The 20170-nt window shown below is 72.8% G+C and carries 15 protein-coding genes; 2 read left to right on the top strand and 13 right to left on the bottom strand.

Annotated features, from left to right (window positions below; all coding sequences use genetic code 11):
• Positions 1 to 116: 116 nt before the first annotated feature.
• From BU52_RS26555 to BU52_RS26520, 8 genes are all read right to left on the bottom strand, one after another.
• A complete protein-coding gene (locus BU52_RS26555; RefSeq protein ID WP_037938912.1) occupies positions 117 to 1832 on the bottom strand; it encodes a PP2C family protein-serine/threonine phosphatase in 1716 nt (571 codons plus the stop codon).
• Positions 1829 to 2896 (bottom strand): ATP-binding SpoIIE family protein phosphatase, encoded by a 1068-nt coding sequence (locus BU52_RS26550; RefSeq protein ID WP_037938910.1) that lies wholly within the window; start codon positions 2894 to 2896, stop codon positions 1829 to 1831. The genes BU52_RS26555 and BU52_RS26550 overlap by 4 nt, the downstream gene beginning before the upstream one ends.
• Positions 2896 to 3336, bottom strand: coding sequence for an anti-sigma regulatory factor (locus BU52_RS26545; RefSeq protein ID WP_037938908.1), 441 nt, complete (start codon positions 3334 to 3336; stop codon positions 2896 to 2898). The genes BU52_RS26550 and BU52_RS26545 overlap by 1 nt, the downstream gene beginning before the upstream one ends.
• Entirely contained in the window at positions 3336 to 3755 is a 420-nt protein-coding gene (locus BU52_RS26540) for an STAS domain-containing protein (protein ID WP_037938906.1), read from the bottom strand. The genes BU52_RS26545 and BU52_RS26540 overlap by 1 nt, the downstream gene beginning before the upstream one ends.
• The gene (locus BU52_RS26535) at positions 3752 to 4651 is read right to left on the bottom strand and encodes an STAS domain-containing protein (RefSeq protein ID WP_037938905.1); all 900 of its coding nucleotides are present in this window, start codon (positions 4649 to 4651) and stop codon (positions 3752 to 3754) included. The genes BU52_RS26540 and BU52_RS26535 overlap by 4 nt, the downstream gene beginning before the upstream one ends.
• Before the next feature lie 71 nt (positions 4652 to 4722).
• The gene (locus tag BU52_RS26530) at positions 4723 to 5112 is read right to left on the bottom strand and encodes an STAS domain-containing protein (RefSeq protein ID WP_037939072.1); all 390 of its coding nucleotides are present in this window, start codon (positions 5110 to 5112) and stop codon (positions 4723 to 4725) included.
• Between the two features lie 103 nt (positions 5113 to 5215).
• Positions 5216 to 7627, bottom strand: a complete 2412-nt coding sequence (locus BU52_RS26525; RefSeq protein WP_037938902.1) for a SpoIIE family protein phosphatase — start codon at positions 7625 to 7627, stop codon at positions 5216 to 5218.
• Between the two features lie 43 nt (positions 7628 to 7670).
• Positions 7671 to 11666, bottom strand: a complete 3996-nt coding sequence (locus BU52_RS26520) for a hybrid sensor histidine kinase/response regulator (RefSeq protein ID WP_037938900.1) — start codon at positions 11664 to 11666, stop codon at positions 7671 to 7673.
• Between the two features lie 336 nt (positions 11667 to 12002).
• On the opposite strand from BU52_RS26520, the gene BU52_RS26515 reads away from it, so the two are divergent.
• A complete protein-coding gene (locus BU52_RS26515) occupies positions 12003 to 12374 on the top strand; it encodes a hypothetical protein (protein WP_037938898.1) in 372 nt (123 codons plus the stop codon).
• A gap of 49 nt (positions 12375 to 12423) precedes the next feature.
• Here the strand turns inward: BU52_RS26515 and BU52_RS26510 are convergent, their stop codons facing one another.
• Together BU52_RS26510 and BU52_RS26505 are read right to left on the bottom strand one after the other, a co-directional pair.
• Positions 12424 to 12858: an ATP-binding protein gene (locus BU52_RS26510; RefSeq protein ID WP_037939069.1), complete on the bottom strand. Its 435-nt coding sequence runs from the start codon at positions 12856 to 12858 to the stop codon at positions 12424 to 12426.
• A gap of 151 nt (positions 12859 to 13009) precedes the next feature.
• Positions 13010 to 14914, bottom strand: a complete 1905-nt coding sequence (locus tag BU52_RS26505) for an AMP-dependent synthetase/ligase (RefSeq protein ID WP_037938896.1) — start codon at positions 14912 to 14914, stop codon at positions 13010 to 13012.
• A 153-nt stretch (positions 14915 to 15067) separates the two neighbouring features.
• Between BU52_RS26505 and BU52_RS26500 the strand changes: the two genes are divergently transcribed.
• Positions 15068 to 15301 (top strand): DUF6480 family protein, encoded by a 234-nt coding sequence (locus BU52_RS26500; protein ID WP_037939067.1) that lies wholly within the window; start codon positions 15068 to 15070, stop codon positions 15299 to 15301.
• 15 nt (positions 15302 to 15316) lie between these two features.
• On the opposite strand, the gene BU52_RS26495 is transcribed toward BU52_RS26500, so the two are convergent.
• The 3 genes from BU52_RS26495 to BU52_RS26485 all read right to left on the bottom strand — a co-directional run bounded on the left by BU52_RS26495 (position 15317) and on the right by BU52_RS26485 (position 20106).
• On the bottom strand, positions 15317 to 16405 hold the full coding sequence (locus BU52_RS26495; protein ID WP_037938894.1) for a glutamate--cysteine ligase 2: 1089 nt from the start codon (positions 16403 to 16405) through the stop codon (positions 15317 to 15319).
• A 109-nt stretch (positions 16406 to 16514) separates the two neighbouring features.
• Entirely contained in the window at positions 16515 to 18743 is a 2229-nt protein-coding gene (gene glgB, locus BU52_RS26490; protein WP_037938891.1) for a 1,4-alpha-glucan branching enzyme, read from the bottom strand.
• A 4-nt stretch (positions 18744 to 18747) separates the two neighbouring features.
• Positions 18748 to 20106: a maltokinase N-terminal cap-like domain-containing protein gene (locus BU52_RS26485; RefSeq protein WP_037938889.1), complete on the bottom strand. Its 1359-nt coding sequence runs from the start codon at positions 20104 to 20106 to the stop codon at positions 18748 to 18750.
• Between the last annotated feature and the right edge of the window lie 64 nt (positions 20107 to 20170).

The raw sequence follows: 20170 nt of genomic DNA, 5'->3' as shown, positions 1-20170 counted from the left end.
CCAGGCGCCCGCGCCGGACGTCGTGCCTGACGCGTGCCCCTGTTCAGCACCACGATGCCCTCACCGGCGAGGGAGTGCACCGGGAGGCCGCGGCGGGCCCAGCTGTCGCGCCTGCCTCAGCCGTGCAGATGGCACAGCAGCAGACACACGTCGTCGTCGCGCTCGGAGTCGCTCAGCAGCGGGTGGAGGATCCGGTCCGCCGACTCCTCCAGGTCAGCGTCCAGTTCGGCGGAACCGTACGCCCCGAGGGCCGTCGCGAGCCGTTCGATGCCCGGGTCGATGCCCCGGGCCCGCCGCTCGACCAGCCCGTCGGTGTAGAGGGCCAGCGTCGAACCGGGCGTCAGCCGCTCGGTGTGGTCGGCGATGTCCTGCTGCAGCGGAATGCCGAGCATCGCCCCCGGTTTGGCGTCCAGGACCCGGACCCGGCCGTCGGGCAGCCGCAGCACCGGCGGCGGATGCCCCGCCGCGGCCCAGGTCAGTGTGCGCTCGTCCGGATGGAACCGCGCGATGACCGCGGTGGCGAACAGGTCCGGCTGGAGATGCCGCAGGTAGCCGTGCAGCCGGGTCAGCAGCCGGCCCGGGCCGCCGCCGTCCACGGCGTAGGCGCGCAGCGCGGTACGCAGCTGGCTCATCATCACCGCGGCGTGCAGCCCGTGCCCGGTCACATCGCCGATGACGGTGATGAGGCTGCCGTCCCGCTGCCGGAACGCGTCGTACCAGTCGCCGCCGATGTTCAGCCCGTACGTGGCCGGCAGATAGCGCGCGGCCAGACTCAGCCCCGGCGTCGCCGGCAGGTCGGTCAGCAGGGCGCGCTGCAGCGTCTCGGCGATGTCCCGGTTGTGCTCGAAGCGGCGGGCGTTGTCCATGGCGATCCCGGCCCGCCGGGCGAGTTCGACCAGCATCACGGCGTCGTCAGGGTCCCAGCGCTCACCGGGGGGCGACAGCGTCAGCACTCCCAGTGGCGTGCGGCGTGCGGCCAGCGGGAGACACAGCACGGGCCGCGCCGGGTCGAGGGCCGACGGCGGCCGGTCGTCCACGCCGGGCAGGCCCCCGGGATGGTCGGCGGCGTACTGCGGACGTCCGGTCCGGGCCGCGAGGACCGCCGCACCCGGATGGGCGGTGGGCCGGTGCCGGTCGTCCTCGTGGTCGAACAGCCATACGTCGACGCTCGCGGCGTACCCCGGCACGAGCAGCTCCGGCAGCCGGCGCACGATCTCGTCGTGGTTCAGCGAGGCGCCCAGCGCGGCACTCGCGTCCGCCAGGAACCTCAGTCTGCGCCGTGCGTTCTCCGCCTCCTCACGCGCCCGGCGTTCGGCGGCGAACGCCTCCCGCTGCGCCCGGCCGGCCGCGTCCAGCTCGGCGTGCAGCGCCAGGACGCCCTGATTGGTCTGGTGCAGCTCCTCCCGGTGGAAGGCGACCAGGCCCTCCTGCTCGGCCAGCTTCTCCAGCAGCACGGCCGTGTCCTCGTCGGCGCCGAGCAACGCCTCCGCCAGACCGGCCGCGTCCTCCGTCCCCGGGCCCGCTTCGGCCGCCCGGCCCGGCTCGGGGCACGCGACGGTCACCGTCCACGGGGCGCGGCCGGCGGCGCCCGCGTCGGGGGAGGGCGTCACCACCGCGCGCAGGGCCGCCGGCCCGCCCGGTGTGTCCGGCCCCTCCAGGGTGAGCAGCCAGGCACCGCCCTTGGTCAGGCACTGCCGCAGGTGGCCGCTGAGCGCCGTGGCCAGCCGGGCGCGCTCCACGGTGGGCACCCCGTACGCCGCGGCCAGCCGCGCGACGGCGATGCGCGCGCGTGCCGCGTCCGTGACGCCGTCGATCCGCCAGGTGCGCGTCATGAGTGCTCCCGGGGGATCGGGGCCATCACGGCCACGGCGGTGTCGTCCCGCACCGGGCGTGCGGGACTGCCCGCGTCCCGCACGGTCACGGCGGCAGTCACCGCCGGATCGGCCGCCGGCCGCCCGGTGTCCGGGGGCGGCGTCCAGCGGCCGGGCAGCCCGTCCGTGTGGAGGATCAGCAGGCTGTCGGGCGACCAGGGCACCTCGTCCTCGCGCACCGTGTGCGGCCGGTGCACCCCGACGATGCCCGGCCGGGACAGCAGGGAACGCCAGCGGTCCCCCTCCCGCAGCCGGGCCGACACGTTGCCGATCCCGGCGAAGCGCAGCCGGCCCGTCCAGGTGTCCAGCTGGGCCACGGCGACGGCCGCGCCCCGCGTCCCCGCCAGGGCGGTGTGCAGCTTCCGCAGTATCTCGGCGGGCGGCAGCCGGGCCCAGTGACGCATTTCCCCGACCGCGGCGGACGACGCGCGGGCCGCCTCGATCCCGTGCCCGAGCCCGTCGGCCAGCATCAGCGTCGCCCGGTCGCCGGACCTGACCCAGGCCCAGGCGTCGCCCGAGTGGTCCGCACCGGCGAACGGGACGTTGACGCCGCCGGCGTGCACACCGAGGGACGGCGGGGAGCCGTCGCCCCCCTCGGCGTGGCCGGTGCCGGGGCCCACGCGGACCAGCGCCACGGTGCCCCGGCCGGGCACGCTGTGCAGGCCGAAGCCGTCGGCGAGACGACGGCACGTGCCGAGGCCCGCGCCGAGCGAGCCGGCCGAGGAGAACCCGTCGCGCAGCGCGCCCGCCACGTCCGCGATGCCCGGCCCGTGGTCGATCGCGGTGATCTGCACGGCCCGCTCCGGCCGGCCCTCCCGCGGCACGGGCGGGTCCACCACGTCGATGAGCACCTGACCCGCCTGCGCGTGCTTGACCAGATTGGTGGCGAGCTCGGTGGCCGCCAGCGACGCGGCGGCGGTGCGCTGCTCGTCCAGCCCGGCGAGGGCCGCGGCCTCCTCCGCCGCGACCCGGACGTCCCGCACCCGGGTCGGGTCCTGCACCGGCACGTCCCAGACGCGGGGCATCAGGCCTCCTCGCGCGGACGCGGCGGCCGGGAGACCCACGAGGTCACCCGCACCGTGGTCCCCGAACCGGGGACGCTCTCGACCACGAAGTCGTGCACGAGCCGCCGGGAGCCGCCCAGTCCCATGCCCAGCCCGCCGCCGGAGGTGTACCCGTCGCTGAGCGCCCGGTCGAGGTCGGGGATGCCCGGACCCGTGTCGCTGAAGGTGAGGCGCAGTCCGTCGGTCCCGCCGTCGGCGACGTGCGACGCCTCCATCAGACCGCCCCCGCCGTGCACCAGGGTGTTGCGCGCCAGCTCACTGGCGGCGGTCACCAGCTTCGTCTGGTCCACCAGGCCGAAACCGAGACGGGCGGCGGCCTGCCGCACGTGCTGACGCACCCACACCAGGTCCATGTCCGACCGGATGGGCAGGCGGGCCTCCACGCCCGCGTCGGTGTGCATCACGGGCTCTCCTCGCGCACGCCGCCGGCCCGCGACGGGACGATGGGCTGCGCGAGGAGCTCCATGGCCGCCTCGGTGGTGAGCGCGGTGCGCAGTCCCGGGAGCGTCAGGCCCAGTTCCACCAGGGTGATGGCGACCGCGGGCCGCATGCCGGCCACCACGGTCCGCGCGGCCAGCAACTCGGTCTGGGCGGCGATCTCGGCCAGCACCCTCCCGAGGAAGGAGTCGACCATCTCCACGCCGGAGATGTCGATGACCACCCCCGTGACCCGGCTCCGGGAGATGGTCTCGGAGAGGTCCTGCTGGAGCTGGTGGGCCATGCTGTCGTACAGGTCCCCCTGAAGAGTGACCAGCAGCACGTCCCCGAGCCTGAGGACCGGAACGTGTCCCGCGACCGGGCGGGAGAACCCCTCGCTCACCGGCGGCCCGCACCGTCGGGCGCCGCGTTCACGATGTTCGCCCCCAGCTCGTGCAGGCAGTACCCGAGGGCGTCGGCGAGGCTCGCCCGGGTCTTCACCGTGCCGAGGTCGAGGCCGAGGTGCACCATGGTCTGCGCGATCGCCGGACGGATGCCGGAGACCACGCACTCCGCTCCCATCAGACGGGCCGCCGCGACCGTCTTCATCAGGTGCTGCGCCACCAGCGAGTCGACCGTGGGCACACCCGTGATGTCGAGGATCGCGAACCGGGCGTGCTGGTCGACGACCGCCTCCAGCAGCGTCTCCATGACCACCTGGCTCCGGGCGCTGTCCAGCGTCCCGATGAGGGGGACCGCCACGATGCCGTCCCAGAGCTTGATCACCGGGGTCGCCACCTCGAGGAGCTGGAGCCGCTGGCGGTCGGTGAGCGCCTGCACCTCGCTCAGCGCCGTCTGCATCGCCACCAGACGCAGGGTGCCCATCAGCACGCTGAGCGCCGTCGTGCACTCCCGCACCCGCTCGGGCTCCTGCCCGTCCAGATCGGCGACCAGGAGGTTCTCCACCGGCGGGAGCAGCGCGGCCAGCTCGGCCGACACCTGGGTGGCGGACAGCCCCGCGCGGGAGCGGGCCGCCCCCATCCGCGCCAGCTGCTCGCGCACACCGGTGAAGCCCGCGGCGTCCGGGTCCTCGACCCGCTGGGTGTCCGCGACGTGGGCCAGCGCGTCGACGATCGCCTTGCCCGCCTCCACCGCCTCGTCGCGCGAGACCGTGAACACCGTACGGAACAGGGGCTCGTCCGCCCACCGCTGGGCGACCTGCTCGCTCCGGCGCCGCAGGAAGCCGCCGACCTCCTGGGCCGGCGTTCCGAGTGTTCCGCCCGTGTCGTGCTCCGGCACTTGGTGTCCTCTCCTCGTTCTTCGTCGTGTCGGGCCGAGCTCGTCTCGGGCACCGGGAAACTCGGTCGCCGTCAGGCCTCCGACGCCGGGCCCTGCGGCTGCGCGTCGACCCGCTCGAGGGCCTCGTCGACGCTCTCCGAGACCGGGACGGTGATGCTCACCCCCGTCAGGTCCAGGATGCGGCGCACGGCGGGGGTGGGGGAGATGATGTGCACGCTCCCCGGCAGCTCACGCGCCTCCTGGTACACGCGGAGGATGATGTTCATGCCGGACGAGTCCATGAAGGGCACCGCCGACAGGTCCAGCAGGAAGTGCCGGCGGCCGTGGTGGAGCTGGTTGGCCAGGTGGTGCTGGAACTCGGTCGCCGTGTCGACGTCCAAGTACCCCTCCACGGTGAGCAGGGCCACGTCCTCACGCGGCAGCGTCACCTCGACGGACAACGGGTCCTGGGCAATGTGCACGAGTACCTCCAACAAGGTGATCAATTTCAGTTCGCGCAGCCGCGCGTACCCCCGAATCGCCCACTCATGCCTCGCTCCGCGGACCGGTGCGAGGCGGCCGTGCTCACCCCACCCGGATCCCCACGATGCACGTGTCGTCGTCGGTGTCCGACCTGCTGTACGTGAGCAGGCGGTCGAGCCGCTGGTCGAGCGTGCCCGGAACCGTGGCCGCGGTGGACAGCAGATGGGTCAGGGACTCCTCCACGCTGAGGTCCCGGCGCTCGATCAGCCCGTCGGTGTACATCAGCAGATTGTCCCCGGCGGCCAGCTTCACCTCCGCCTCCTCGTACGACGCCTCCGGAACGGCACCGAGCAGCAGACCGCGCACCAGCGGCAGCGGGGCCGCCTCGGAACCCCGTACCAGCACCGGGGGCAGATGACCCGCGCGGGCCCACCTCAGGGTGCACGAGGCCGGGTCGTACAGGCCGCAGACCGCGGTGGCGGTGACCGCGCCCGTCAGATGGTGCGCCACGATGTTCAGCCACGACAGCAGCTGCCCGGGGCCCGCGCCGGTGATGGCGAGACCGCGCAGCGCGTTGCGCAGGACCACCATGCTGGTCGCCGCCTCTATGCCGTGACCGGCGACGTCGCCCACGCACAGCAGCACGAGGCCGGACGGCAGCACCACGGCGTCGTACCAGTCACCGCCCACCAGCTGCTCGGCCTCCGCGGGCCGGTAGCGGACGGCCACGTCGAGGTCCGGCACCTGCAGCGGCGCCTGGGCGGGCGGCATGATGGCGCGCTGCAGCTGCAGCGCCAGCCGGTCCCGCTCGCTGGCGTGCTGTTCGGTGTGCGCCAGCTGGTCGCGGGTCGCCGCCAGCGCCACCTCCGTCCAGTGCTGGGCGGAGATGTCCTGGTAGGCGCCGCGCGTGGTGAGCAGCCGTCCGTCGGTGTCGAGGACCGGCTCGGCGACGACCCGGATGTGCCGGGTCACCCCGTCGGGCCGCTGCAGCCGGAAAGCCGCCGAGGCCGGGCGCCGGTGGTGCAGCAGCGTGCGCAGGAAACGGCCGATGGTGACGGCGTCGTCCGGGTGGGCGTGCGCGGGCAGTTCCTCCAACGGCACCGGAGTGCTCGACTCCGGCCGCCCGTACAGGTCGAAGAGCTGTTCGTTCCAGGTGATCTCCCCGGTCAGCAGGTTCTCCTCGAAACCACCGATCCGGCCGAGTCGCTGTGCGTGCTGGAGCAGGCTCGCCAGGCGGGCCGTCTCGTCCTCGATGCGCCAGATGAACAGCAGGCCGGCGCCGTGCCGGGTGACACTGATGTCCGCGACCGCCGACAGCGGCACCTGGTCCACCAGCGCGGTCAGGTGCATGCGCCGGGCCCGGAACGGCTCACCCGTGGCATACACCCGCTCGATGCGCTGGAAGAGCTCGCTCTCCCCGGCGGCCATCGGGTACGCCTCCAGCAGCAGCGCGCCGCTGACCATGGCCCGCGGGCGGCCGGCCGGGTCCAGGAAGCGGCTGTTGACGTGCTGGATGCGGAAGTCCAGCAGGTTCCCGGAGGGGTCGAGGTGCGGCACGAGCACGAGGGCCGGGTCGTACAGCCCGTCGGCCAGGTCCATCAGCTCCGCGGCGTCCGGCAGCTCCTGCGGCTGCCGGGCCGGGCCGCTCGGTGGGGTGTACGTCTCCAGGGTGTGCGCGCACAGCTCGGCCAGGGCCTCCACCTGGCGGACGATCTGCGGCGGCTGCTCGGGCAGCGGAGCGGGCCAGACGATCTCCAGCACGCCGTACACGCGCCCTCCGGTGCCGGCGGGCACCGCCGCCCTGCCCCCGTCCGGGTAGTGGTGCCGGCCGACGCTGGGCAGGCCCCGCTCGGCCGCCGACCCGATCCACAGGCCGTCACGTTCCGCCAGGGCGCACCGGGCGACCGTCGCCACGTCCGGTGGCACGTAGTACCAGCGCGCGGCCTCGGCCGGGGAGAACCCGGCGCTGCCCGCCAGGTTGAGCGACCCGTCGGCACCGGCCGCCCAGATCGCCACGGCCACCGCGCCCAGTGGGCGCAGCGCCTGTTCGAGGAGGGACTCGGCCACGGCCTGGGTGTCGTCCGCGGCCAGGGCCCCGCTCTCGGCCGCCCGCAGCCGTACGGCGGCGGGCTCCGGCCCCGCCTGCTCGGCGGCCCGGGTGGCGGCCAGGAAGGCGTCCGTCACCTCCGACATCCGGTCCCGGGCGGCCTGGTTGATGACCTCGACCGCGAACTCCAGCTGGGTCGTCCCGGCCTGCTCCGTCAGCTCGGTGAGCTGGCGGGCCGCCTGCGCGGGACCGCACCCCAGCCGCTCGACCAGGATGCCCTTGGCGAGTTCGATCAGCGCCCGGCCCTCGGCCTCGGCCTGCGCCGCCCGCACCTCACGGCTGAGCCGCTCCACGGTGGCCGCGAGCCTGCCCACCGGCGAGTCGGCGGACACCCCCGCGGGCCCCGTCGGCGGGGGATCGAGCCGGACACGGGGCCGTGGCTCGTCGTGGTGCTCCCTGGTGTTCATGGCGCGCACGCTCCTCGGTGGCTGCGGGGCCCTGCGTCGGGGCTCATGCGGGCAGCCAGCGGCGGACGCAGGCGATCAGGGCCTGGGTGTCGACCGGCTTGGTGACGTAGTCGCTGGCCCCGGAGGCGAGACTCTTCTCCCGGTCCCCGGGCATCGCCTTGGCGGTGACGGCGATGATGGGCAGCTCGGCGTACTGCGGCATGGCGCGGATCTCGGCCGTGGCGGCGTAGCCGTCCAGCTCGGGCATCATCACGTCCATCAGCACCAGCGCCACCTCGGGGTTGTCCACGAGCCTCTCGATGCCCGCACGGCCGTTCTCCGCGTGCAGCACGCGGAAACCGTGCAGCTCCAGGATCCCGCTCAGCGCGAAGAGATTCCGCGCGTCGTCGTCGACGACCAGGATGGTCCGGCCCGAGAACGAGTCGTCCACGACGGTCTGCGGGGCCGGCCGGTGCGCCTCGTCGGTGCGCACCAGCGACAGCACGTCGCCGGGCTCCTCGGCGGACAGGTGCAGGGCGATGCGTTCGCGCAGCTCGTCGAGGCTGGACACGAACTCCAGGGCCGTGCCCTCGGCATGGGAGCGCACGTTCTCCTCGACCGCCGCGTCGGCCCGGTGTCCGCTGTGCACCAGTACCGGCACGCTCGCCAGGGCGGAGTCGCCGCGCATCGCCTCGAGGAACCGGGTGACCTCCGCCTCCATGCCGAGTTCCAGCACCACGCAGTGACACGGATCGGCGGCCAGCGCGCCGGCGGCCTCCTGGGCGCCGACGGCGGTGATGATGTCGACCGACGGCCGGGAGGTGCCGTCGCCCTGGGTGACGTCCTGGACCACGCTCTCCGCGACCAGGGTCAGCAGCCCCCGGGGCCGTTCCTCCACGACGAGCAGGCGCCTGGGGCGCTGCCCGGACCCGGTGCCGCCCGACTCGATCGCCGCCGGCCGGGACGACACGTCGGCCGCCACCTCGGCCGGACGCTGGTCGGCGGTCGCCGTGGGCCGCAGCAGGTCCTCGAAGTCCGGCCGGGCCACGGGGAGGAACAGCGTGAACGTACTGCCCTGGCCCGCGAGGCTGTCCACGGTGACCGCGCCGCCCAGCAGATGCGCGATCTCCCGGGTGATGGACAGCCCGAGCCCCGTGCCTCCGTACTTGCGGCTCGTCGTGCCGTCCGCCTGCTGGAACGCACCGAAGATCGACTCCAGGTGCTGTTCCTGGATGCCGACGCCGGTGTCCTGCACCCGGAAGGCCACCACGGGGCCGCCCCGCAGCACACCGCTGGGCACCTCGTCGTCCGGCGCGGGTTCGATCCGCAGCTCCACCCCGCCGCGCTCGGTGAACTTGACCGCGTTGGACAGCAGGTTGCGCAGCACCTGCCGCAGCCGGGAGTCGTCGGTGAGCAGGTCCGCCGGCGCTCCCGGGGCCGTCCTCACCGTGAAGTCCAGGCTCTTCTGCATGGTCATGGGCCGGAACGTGGCCTCGACGTACTCGACGAGGCGGCGCAGCTCCACCCGCTCGGGGGTGACGTCCATCTTCCCGGCCTCGACCTTGGACAGATCGAGGATGTCGTTGATCAGCTGCAGCAGGTCGGAGCCCGCCGAGTGGATGATCTGGGCGTACTCGACCTGCTTCGGGCTGAGGTTGCGCGAGGGGTTCTGGGCGAGCAGCTGGGCCAGGATCAGCAGGCTGTTCAGCGGGGTGCGCAGCTCGTGGCTCATGTTCGCCAGGAACTCCGACTTGTACTTCGAGGCCAGCGACAGCTGCTGGGCCCGCGCCTCCAGCTCCTGGCGGGCGTGCTCGATCTGCAGGTTCTTCGCCTCGATGTCGCGGTTCTGCGACGCCAGCAGAGCGGCCTTGTCCTCCAGTTCGGCGTTGGAGCGCTGCAGTTCCTCCTGCTGGGCCTGCAATTCCGCCGAGCGTTCCTGCAGTTCGGCGGTGAGCCGCTGCGACTCGGTCAGCAGCTCGTCGGTGCGGGCGTTGGCCACGATGGTGTTGACGTTGACGCCGATGGTCTCCATCAGCTGGACCAGGAAGTCCTGGTGGATCTGGGTGAACGGGGTCACCGACGCCAGCTCGATGACGCCCAGCACCTGGCCCTCGACCACGATGGGCAGCAGCACCAGCGCGCTCGGCACCACCTGGCCGAGCCCGGAGGAGATCGTCACGTAGTCCGGCGGCAGCTGGTCCACCGTGATCGTGCGGCGGCTGCGGGCGGCCTGGCCGACCAGGGTGCGGCCGAAGGGGAAGCGGGTGGGCCGGCCGTCGTCGTCGGGGTAGCCGTAGGAGCCGACGAGCCGCAGCTCCGGGCCGGTGCCACCCTCCTCGGCGAGATAGAAGGCGCCGTACTGGGCCGACACCAGCGGCACCAGCTCGTCCATGATCAGCTCGGCGACCACGGGCAGGTCGCGGTGTCCCTGCATCAGCCCGGAGACGCGGGCGAGGTTGGTCTTGAGCCAGTCCTGCTCCTGGTTGGCCCGGGTGGTCTCGCGCAGGGACTCCACCATCGCGTTGATGTTGTCCTTGAGTTCGGCGACCTCGCCGGAGGCCTCCACGGAGATCGAGCGCGTCAGATCGCCCTCGGCGACGGCGCTGGTGACCTGCGCGATCGCGCGGACCTGCCGGGTCAGGTTGCCCGCCAGCTCGTTGACGTTCTCGGTGAGCCGCTTCCAGGTGCCGGAGACGCCCTCGACCTCGGCCTGGCCGCCGAGGCGGCCTTCGGTGCCGACCTCGCGGGCGACGCGGGTGACCTCGTCGGCGAAGGCGGAGAGCTGGTCGACCATCGTGTTGATGGTGGTCTTGAGCTCGAGGATCTCCCCGCGCGCGTCGACGTCGATCTTCTTCGACAGGTCGCCCCTGGCCACGGCGGTCGTCACCAGCGCGATGTTGCGTACCTGGCCGGTGAGGTTGTTGGCCATGGAGTTGACGTTGTCGGTGAGGTCCTTCCAGGTGCCGGCGACGCCGGGCACATGGGCCTGGCCGCCGAGGCGTCCCTCGGTGCCGACCTCGCGGGCGACGCGGGTGACCTCGTCGGCGAAGGCCGACAGCGTGTCCACCATCGTGTTGATGACGTCGGCCAGCGCGGCGACCTCGCCCGCGGCCTCGACCCTGATCCGCTGCGACAGGTCGCCCCGGCCCACGGCGGACGCGACCTGGGCGATGGAGCGGACCTGACCGGTCAGGTTGGACGCCATCACGTTGACGTTGTCGGTGAGGTCCTTCCAGGTGCCGGAGACACCCCGCACCTGCGCCTGGCCGCCGAGGCGGCCTTCGGTGCCGACCTCGCGGGCGACGCGGGTGACCTCGTCGGCGAAGGCGGAGAGCTGGTCGACCATCGTGTTGATGGTGTTCTTGAGTTCGAGGATCTCGCCGCGGGCGTCCACGGTGATCTTCTGGGACAGGTCGCCCTTGGCGACGGCCGTCGCCACCAGCGCGATGTTGCGGACCTGGCCGGTGAGGTTGCCGGCCATGAAGTTCACCGAGTGGGTCAGATCGCGCCAGGTCCCCTTCACCCCCTGCACGTCGGCCTGGCCGCCGAGGCGTCCTTCGGTGCCGACCTCGCGGGCGACGCGGGTGACCTCGTCGGCGAAGGCGGAGAGCTGGTCGACCATCGTGTTGATGGTGTTCTTGAGTTCGAGGATCTCGCCGCGGGCGTCCACGGTGATCTTCTGGGACAGGTCGCCCTTGGCGACGGCCGTCGTCACCTGGGCCACGTTGCGGACCTGCGCGGTGAGGTTGCCCGCCATGGCGTTCACCGAGTCCGTCAGGTCGGCCCAGGTGCCCGAGACCCCCGGCACCTGCGCCTGGCCGCCCAGGGCCCCCTCGGTGCCGACCTCGCGGGCCACGCGGGTCACCTCGGAGGTGAACACCGACAACTGGTCCACCATGCCGTTGAAGACCTTGGCGATGTCACCCATGAGACCGTCCGCGTCGTCCGGCAGCCGGGTACCGAAGTCCCCGTCCCGTACCGCCGTCAGCCCCGCGAGAAGCCGCTTCAGCTCCTCGTCCCCCGGAGCCGTGTCGGTCCCCTCGGTGCTCTTGCTGGTCATGCGCACCCTCGTTCCGGCAGAGTCAGTGCGCGTTTCCGCAGTTCACGGATGTGCGCGATGAGAAATACGCCGCAGGCTAACCCAAACGACCGGTTGGGAACAAAGCGCGGGGGCGACCCCGGGAACGGTGCGGGAAATCCGCGGCGGACGTGCATGTCTTCCCTTATGAAGGGTACTCGGCCGCATTTTGCGGAGGCCGGGACGAGCGGCGCGACCGCCCCCGTCATCCGGCCCGTACCGTCCGAATGCACGGGCCCCGGAGGGGTATTGGCTGCTGTGAAGGCGGGCGTCGCCGCCCGCCGGCACGACAGACATCCACCGGGGAGGCATCGAGTAGTGCCCATCGACAGCATCTGGACGTACGCGCCGGGCCTGAGCGGCGTTCCGGAGCAGGACCTGACGGACTTCACCGTCGTCGCGAGCGACGGCACCATCGGCCACGTGGACCGGCAGGCCGACCACCATGGGATGCGGCACCTCGTCGTCGACACCGGTGTGTGGGTGTTCGGTCGCAGCGTCCTGGTCCCGGTCGGCCTCGTCACAGGGGTGCACCCGGGGGAGCGGCGGGTGACGGTGTCGTGCAGCCGGGCCGAGGTGAAGGCGGCGCCCCGGTTCCAGACGGACAGCGAGACCATGGACCCGGACTACCTCACCGCGGTCGGTGACTACTATCACAGGCTGCCGGCCCGGGAGGAGCCCGCGAGCTGAGGCCCGCCGCCGGGTGCGGCGGCCGGTCCCGCGGTCCGGGAGGGCGTGCTCACCAGGGCAGGAAGACGTGGATGTCCTTGCCATGGTCGCCCCTGACGACACTGACCTGATCGCACAGCGTGTGGATCAGGTGCCAGCCGATCCCGCCGCCCCCGCTGTTCGGATGGAAGGGCCGCGGGGCCGGCTCGGCGGTGCTGGTGTCGTGCATCACGACGTGCACCCCGTCGAACGTCCTGCGCAGACGCAGCTCGAAGGGGCCCGGAGCGTACTGGACCGCGTTGGCGGCCAGTTCCGTGACCACCAGGAGGATGTCGTCCCAGTGCTCAGGAGCCGACGGCGCCGACACGCGGGCCAGGTCGAAGAGGAACTCCTCCGCGACCATGCGTGCGTCCGTCACGTCGTGCAGCTCCCCCGGGAAGCTGGCGGTGCGGCTCCTGATCTCCTCGCCGGCCAGTGTCCTGTCCCCATGCCGCTCGGCTGCCATCTCGCCTTCCATGCCCCCGCACAGCGGGGCGGTCGTTCGCGTCCTGTGCGTCCTCCGATCTGCGGGTTCCCGTGACGGGGGAGCCTACGCGCCCGCATGCCCGGGAGCGGTGGGTGACAAACCCCTGACGCACCGAAGACGTCCCGGGCGTTCAGCGGAACACGTTGTCGGAGTCGTCCCAGCCCGAGGCGTCGTCCGGGGCCGGGGACCGCCCCGGACGGGTGCGCGACTGGTACATCGCGTCGATCTCCAGCGCGTAGCGCCGCACGATCTCGTCCCGGCGCAGCTTCATCGAGGGAGTCATGAGGCCGTTCGTCACGTCGAACGGCTCGGGCAGCACCCGGAACACCCGGATCGACTCCGAGCGCGACACGCTGCTGTTGGCCGCCGCGACCGCCCGCGCGATCTCCTCACGCAGCGCGTTCTCCTCACGCGCCTCCCGGGCGGGCGCGTCACCCGGCAGGGACAGCGCCGCCCGCCAGTCCGCCAGGAAATCCGGGTCCAGCGTGATCAGGGCCCCCACACACGGCCGGTTGTCGCCCACGACGACCGCCTGATGGACCAGCGGATGCATCCGCAGCCGCTGCTCCAGGGCAGCAGGAGCCACGCTCTTGCCGCTGCTCGTGACGATGATGTCCTTCTTGCGGCCGGTGATCGTGAGGTAGTCCTCGGAGTCCAGCCGCCCCAGATCTCCCGTGGCCAGCCAGCCGTCGCGCAGCGCGGCCCGGGTGGCGGCCCCGTCGCCCACGTAGCCCTGGAAGACCGAGGGCCCGCGCACCAGGATCTCCCCGTCCTCGGCCACCCGGATCCCGGTGCCCGGCAGCGCCTGGCCGACGGTGCCGGACCTCTCCCGCCCGAACGGCTGCATCGTCACCCCGCCGCTGGTCTCGGTGAGGCCGTAGCCGTCATGGACGTAGACGCCGATGCCCTCGTAGAAGAGGGAGAGGTCGCGGTTGAGCGGTGAGCCGCCGGAGGTGCCCCGCCGCACCCTGCCGCCGAGCGCCGCGCGCAGCTTGCGGTAGACGGTGCGCTCGTACAGGGCGTGCTGCAGCCGCAGGTCGAAGCCCGGCCCGGAGCCCTGCCCCAGCCGCTGCCGCTCCACCGCGGCGGCGAAGTCCCGGGCCGTGTCTGCGGCCCGCTCGAACAGCGCGCCGCGCCCGTGCTGATGTGCCGCGCGCAGGAAGTTCTTGTAGATCTTCTCCAGCAGGGACGGCACCGCGTACAGATAGGTGGGCCGGAAGGTGCGCAGGGCGGAGGACAGCGACTCCCCGCTGAGATCGGGTTCGTGCCCCATCAGCAGGCCCCCGCGGACGCACAGGCTCTGGATCATCAAGCCGTAGACGTGCGAGAACGGCAGAAAGGCCAGTACGGCACCCTGCTCCCCGGCCGGCGCCGCGGTGTGGCCCCATCCCTCCAGCAGGGTGTCGCAGACGTAGGCCAGCCCGCGGTGGCTCAGGGCACAGCCCATGGCACGGCCCGAGGTACCGGAGGTGTAGGCGATCACGGCCGTGGAGTCCGGCAGCACGATCCGGCGCATCGAGTCGACCGTGGCGAGGGGGATGAACTCGCCGCGCGCGGCGAGCTGGTCCAGCGCGCCCGAGTCGAGCTGCCACACGTGCCGCAGACGCGGCAGCGCGGCACACACCGACCCGACGGTCATCACGCTCTGCTCGTCCTCGACCAGCACGGCGACACAGCCCGAGTCCCGGAGGATCCACTCCACCTGCTCGCGGGACGAGGTCGGATAGATCGGGACGACCTCGGCGCCGACCGTCCACAGGGCGTGGCACAGGAGGGTCCACTCGTGACGGGTGCGCGCCATGATCGCCACCCTCGCGCCCAGGGAGATCCCGGACGCGATCAGTCCCTTGGCCAGGCCGACCACCTCGTCGCGGAACTCAACGGCGGTGATCTCCTCCCACACGGAGGACTGCGGACCGGCGCGGTGGGCGAGCATCGGCAGGGTCGGGTTCTCGTCCGCCGTCGCGAAGAGGCTGTCGGCGAGACCGCCGGCCAGGGGCGAGGCGGACGGGGGAGCGAGAGCGAGGTCGCGCATGCACTGCTCCTGACAGGTACGGGGTGTGACGCGGCCGGTGAGGACGGTCATCGGCGGTGCCTGAATGTAGTCCAGCAGGACCGCCCCCGCGCCGGGATCGCGACAAGTGTGTCCGCACTGATGACCTCGGCCGTTTCGGGGGACCCGGACCCCATGAGCTACGTCAACCCAGATCCCGAACCGGAACGCAGCACCGGCCTCGAACCGGGCGGCGGCGTCCCCCCGGGCGAGACCCCGCCCGCGGAGAGCAGCATGCCCGAGGCCGGTCCGCTCGAGACGCACAACCCGACCAAGGGCTGGGCCAAGGGACCCCTCGCCGCGATCCTCGTCCTGGTGATCCTGATCGCGGCGTTCTTCCTGGTCTACGCCCTGATCCTCATCCTCTGACCCCGCCCCCGTCCCTCACGCCTGGGTGTGCCGCACGCACTCCGTGACGACGTCCCTCAGGCTGCCCGTGCGCCGCATCAGGTCGCGCTGCACCTGGGCGCCGTTGCCGTCGCGCAGCAGCCGGGCGCAGCCCTCGCGTGCGCGCTCCAGGTCGCCGTGGTCCTCCAGGGCCTCGGCGGTGTGGTCCAGGAGCGTGCGCAGCACCGCCTCGGCGGGCATGCGCCGCATGGTCTCCGGGTGGAGCAGTTCGCCGGCCAGACCCGAGCGCGCCGCCTGCCAGGCGGCGAGCCGGAGCAGACTGACCCCGGGGTCCAGCGGCTCCCTGCCCGCCCGCCACTCGCGCGCCGCGGTCTCCACCAGTCCGCGGGCGAGCGTGGCGATCAGCCCCGCCGTCTCCGCGTGCAGACAGACGTCGGAGACCCGGATCTCCACCGTCGGATACCGCTGGGAGAGCCGTGCGTCGAAGTAGACCATGCCCTCGTCGAGGATGACGCCGGTGGCCACCATGTCGGCGACCTGACGGTGGTAGCGCTCGGGCGAGCCGAAGAGCTCCGTCGGGCCGGCGGACGGCCAGCGCTGCCAGACCCGGCTGCGGTAGCTGTTGTAGCCCGTCTCCTTGCCCTGCCAGAACGGCGAGTTCGCGCTGAGTGCCGCCAGCACCGGCAGCCAGGGACGCAGCCGGTCCACGACCGCGACACCCTCCTCGTCGGACTCCACGGACACATGGACGTGGCAGCCCATGACGAGCTGCTCCCGGGTCGCTATGCCGAACTGCTCCTCCATCCACTGGTAGCGGTGGTTGACACCGATGGACGGGCTCACCGGCAGCGGCGACGTGGCGAGCGCGGCGACGGTGCAGCCGATCTCCCCGGCGTGACCGGCGGCCTCCTTGCGGCAGCGGACGATCTCCGCGCGCAGGCTCTCCATGGACGACTGCGGATGCGTGGCGAACTCCAGCATCTGCTCGTGCAGTTCCTTCTCGAAGACGTCCTGCTCCGCGTCGTCCCGCTCGGCGCGGGCGAGCACCGCCGCGGACATCGCCCGCGGTTCGCCTGTCTCCGGATCGACCAGGAGGAGCTCCTCCTCCACTCCCACGGTGCGCACCTGATGTTCGCCCTTCTGTGACCTGCCGCGACGACGCCGAGTGGCCCTCGGCCGTACGGTCCCGGATGCCCCGCCCGGGCATCCGGACACCTGGCGCCGTCGCCGCGCCTCAGAGAGGGACCGGTGCCAGCCACACCGTCGCGAGCGGCGGGAGGGTGAGCCGCAGGCGGCCGTCCTCGGGCTTGACCGGGCCGGGCTGGGTGACACCTCCGCCGCCGTAGCGGGCGGCGTCGGTGTTGAGGACCTCCCGCCAGGCGATCACGTCGTCACCGGTGGCGAGCTCGTAGCCGTGCCGGACCACGGGGGAGAAGTTCGACACCGCGAGCAGCGGCCGGCCCTCCGCGTCGTGGCGCAGGAACGCGAAGACGTTGTCGTCCGCCGCGTCCACCGCGACCCACCGGAAGCCCGACGGGTCGGTGTCGCGCTGCCACAGTGCCGGCGTCTCCCGGTAGCGGGCGTTGAGATCGCGGACCAGGTCCCGCACCCCGCGGTGGTCGCCCGCGGAGTGGTACCCGTCGTCGAGCAGCCACCACTCCGGGCCCTGCTTCTCCGACCACTCGGCGCCCTGGGCGAACTCCTGCCCCATGAAAAGCAGTTGCTTGCCCGGGTGGGCCCACATGAACGCGAGGTAGGCGCGGAGGTTGGCGCGCCGCTGCCACCAGTCGCCGGGCATCTTCGACACCAGCGCCTGCTTGCCGTGCACCACCTCGTCGTGCGAGATGGGCAGCACGTAGTTCTCGCTGTAGGCGTACACCATCGCGAACGTCATCTCGTGGTGGTGGTACTTGCGGTGCACCGGCTCGTGGGAGACGTACTCCAGCGAGTCGTGCATCCAGCCCATGTTCCACTTCAGGCCGAATCCGAGCCCGCCGGTGTCGGTCGGCCGGGTCACCCCGCCCCACGCCGTGGACTCCTCGGCGATGGTCACCACGCCGGGGCAGCGCCGGTAGACGGTCGCGTTCATCTCCTGCAGGAACGCCATCGCCGCGAGGTCCTCCCGGCCGCCGTACGCGTTGGGCTCCCACCCGCCGTCCTCGCGCGAGTAGTCCAGGTAGAGCATGGAGGCCACCGCGTCCACCCGCAGTCCGTCGATGTGGAACTCCTGGCACCAGTACACGGCGTTCGCGACCAGGAAGTTGCGCACCTCGGTGCGGGCGAAGTCGAAGGTGTACGTCCCCCAGTCGGGGTGCTCCGCGCGCCGGGAGTCCCCGGGCTCGTACAGCGGTTCCCCGTCGAACCGGGCCAGCGCCCAGTCGTCCTTGGGGAAATGGGCGGGCACCCAGTCCATGATCACGCCGATGCCGGCCCGGTGCAGGGCGTCGACCAGGTACCGGAAGTCGTCCGGGCTCCCGAGGCGGGCCGTGGGCGCGTAGAAGCCGGTGACCTGGTAGCCCCACGACGGCCCGTAGGGGTGCTCGGCGACCGGCATGAGCTCCACGTGCGTGAAGCCGAGGTCCTTGACGTACGCGGGGAGCTGCTCGGCCAGCTGACGGTACGTCAGCCCAGGTCGCCAGGACGGCAGGTGCACCTCGTACACCGAGAACGGGGCTTCGTGCACGGGCGTTTCGGCCCGCCGTGCGAACCACTCGGCGTCGCCCCACTCGTAGTGCGAGGCCGTCACGACGGACGCCGTGTTCGGCGGCGCCTCCGTGCGCCGCGCCATCGGGTCGGCCTTGAGGAACCGGTGGCCGTGGCGCGAATGGATCTCGAACTTGTAGCGGGTGCCCTCGCCGACGCCCGGCAGGAACAGCTCCCACACCCCGGACGAGCCCAGCGAGCGCATCGGGAACGCGGTGCCGTCCCAGTGGGTGAAGTCGGCGGCGAGCCGGACCCCCAGGGCGTTGGGAGCCCACACCGTGAAGCGGGTGCCGGTGACGCCCTGGTGGGTCATGGGGTGCGCGCCGAGTGCCGTCCACAGCTCCTCGTGCCGGCCCTCGCCGATCAGGTGCAGGTCGAGCTCGCCGAGCGCGGGCAGGAACCGGTACGGGTCGTGCGTCTCCACCGGCTCGTCGCCCTCGTAGGCCACCGCCAGGGTGTACGCCGGGATCGCGTCCAGCGGCAGCACCGCGGAGAAGAGGCCGTCGCCCTCCGACACGAGCGGGCTGCGCTCGCCCGCGACGACCACGCTCACCTCACGCGCGAAGGGGCGCAGCGCCCGGAAGGCGATCCCGCCGGGCACCGGATGGGCACCGAGCAGCGCGTGCGGATCGTGGTGGGCACCCGCCAGCAGGCGTCCCCGGTCGGACGGGTCGAGGGCGGGTGCGGCCCCCGGGGCCGCGGGGGCGGCGGACGGGGCGGGCCCGGCCGATTCGGGAAGCGGGGTGTCGTGCAGGGCCACGGCTTCAGTCTCCTCTCACGGCGAGGCGCTCGATCGCCGCCATGGGTACGGGCAGCCAGTCGGGTCGGTGCCGGGCCTCGTACAGCACCTCGTACACGGCACGGTCCGTCTCGTAGGCGCGGAGCAGGCCGTGCTTCTTGCGCGGGTCCCAGCCGGCGCGGGCGGCGTAGCCCGCGCAGTAGGCCTCACGGCAGCGACGCGCCCACTCCGGGCGCCAGGGGCGGCGCTGCCGGGCGGCGTAGTCGAAGGAGCGCAGCATCCCGGCGATGTCCCGCACGGGGGAGTGGGCGCTGCGCCGTTCGGAGAGCGGCCGGGACGGCTCGCCCTCGAAGTCGATGACGAACCACTCGCGCCCCGCCCGCAGCACCTGCCCCAGGTGCAGGTCGCCGTGGATGCGCTGGGCGGGCGGCCCGGCGTCGCAGGTGGTCAGCGCGGCGAAGGCGGCCCGCAGCCCCGGCACGAACGGCTGGAGCGCGGGCACGGCGTGCGCCGCCGCGGTCAGCCGCTCGGTCATCGCCGCCGCCGTCCGCCCGTTCTCCCCGGGTGTGCCGACGGGGAACGCGGAGGCCAGCGCCAGATGAACGTCCGCCGTGGCCCGGCCGAGGGCGTGCGCCTGCGCGGTGAAGTCGTCACCGGAGGCGAGCGCGTCGAGGGCCAGCGTCCAGCCGTCCGAGGCGTTGCGCAGGTACGGCTGGAGCACACCGAGCGTCGCCTTGAACGGGTGCGTGGTGCGCAGCCAGGCCACCGGGGCGGGGACCCGGTGGCAGCCCTGGCGGGCCAGCGCCCCCGGCACCTCCAGATCCGGGTTGACCCCTGGCTGGATGCGCCGGAACAGCTTCAGGATGTACTCGTCGCCGTACACCAGCGAGGAGTTGGACTGCTCGGCGGTCACCAGGCGCGGCACCAGTCCGGCGGGCACCTGCTGGGACGCGTCGCACTCGAAGCGCAGGGGCCCCGCCGTGCCGGGGCGGCGCAGCCGCTCCAGGAGCAGTTGGGCGGCGCGCGGATCGTGGAGGGCGTCGTAGACCGTCAGCCCGGCCAGCCGCCCGTCGAGGACCCTGCCGATGAGCGCCTTGCCGAGCCGGGGCGAGGGGTGCTCCCGCACACCGAGCAGGAGCTGGTAGCAGTCACCGGCGGGGGTGGTGCCCCCGGGGGCGGGCACACCGCCGTGAGCGGCGTGCACCAGTACGTGCAGACAGCCCGGCAACAGCTCCGTCATCGACAGCACACCGAGATCGGTGACGGGCCGGTCCTTTCCGGCGAACCAGCGCTGCAGCGGCAGCCACTCGCGCAGCAGCCCGGTGAGCGACTCCATGGGCCCGGCGGGCGCGCTTCGCGGGCGCAGGAATGCGGTCTTCGTCATGGTGACGCCTCCTCTCGCCGGCACACGCTCACAGTCGTCGGCCGATGCGGGACGCGACTCGGGT

This window comes from Streptomyces toyocaensis, from assembly GCF_000725125.1.
GTDB lineage: Bacteria > Actinomycetota > Actinomycetes > Streptomycetales > Streptomycetaceae > Streptomyces > Streptomyces toyocaensis.
Note: the sequence above shows the minus strand (reverse complement) of the source record. Positions and strands in the feature narration are given on the sequence as shown.